The organism is Mangrovimonas futianensis, from assembly GCF_021245805.1.
GTDB lineage: Bacteria > Bacteroidota > Bacteroidia > Flavobacteriales > Flavobacteriaceae > Mangrovimonas > Mangrovimonas futianensis.
In genome coordinates this window covers 1-592 of sequence record NZ_JAJJNF010000025.1, presented here as the reverse complement: position 1 = coordinate 592, position 592 = coordinate 1, and the positions used below count along the sequence as shown (strand labels likewise).

Here is a 592-nt window from a genome sequence, read left to right as displayed (position 1 = left end):
GTAACCACTAATACATTCTATGCTTGCTTGCGGTGCACGGGCAGTCCGAGAGCCCCTGTAGGAAGTCGATACCAATTGTGATCATGTGTGTACCGGAGTTGTAGCCTATCAGGTCGTTCATAGTGATCTGGTACGAGTATGCAAAATAGAACTTGGACTTCATGATCCCTGCCATTGGCCCAATGTTCAGCGGTTTGAAGAACTGGTCGTTAAGGAACCTGTAAGAGGCGCCAATCCAGTAGTAATCTTCTTTTCTGTTGAACTTTCTGTACTTGAAGTTGACATCTGTTGTAGACCTTCCGTCACTTGAGAAGTTCTGGTAGAAAATGGACGGTTCCATTTCGATGAACTTGTTGTTCTTGCTCTTGATGACATATCCTGTATATATCTGGTAGTTCCTGAGGAGTTCCGGCTCGATCTTGGAGAAATCGTAGTCATCGTTCCATTTTTTGTCCAGCAGGTTGTTTACGTTGAAGCTGAAGTAATATCCTCCCCAACGGTACAGAGCCCCCACGTCGAAATTATTGTTTGAAGTGGCCCTATCATCTGTGACGTAGGGGTCAATTACCGGATCGTTGTATGTTGTCTGAAA

Annotated in this window: 1 protein-coding gene; it reads right to left on the bottom strand. The window is 44.9% G+C overall.

Annotated elements, in window-relative coordinates:
• Positions 1–7 precede the first annotated feature (7 nt).
• On the bottom strand, positions 8–592 hold a 585-nt coding region (locus tag LOK78_RS16375; RefSeq protein ID WP_232635665.1), incomplete at its 5' end, for a type IX secretion system membrane protein PorP/SprF.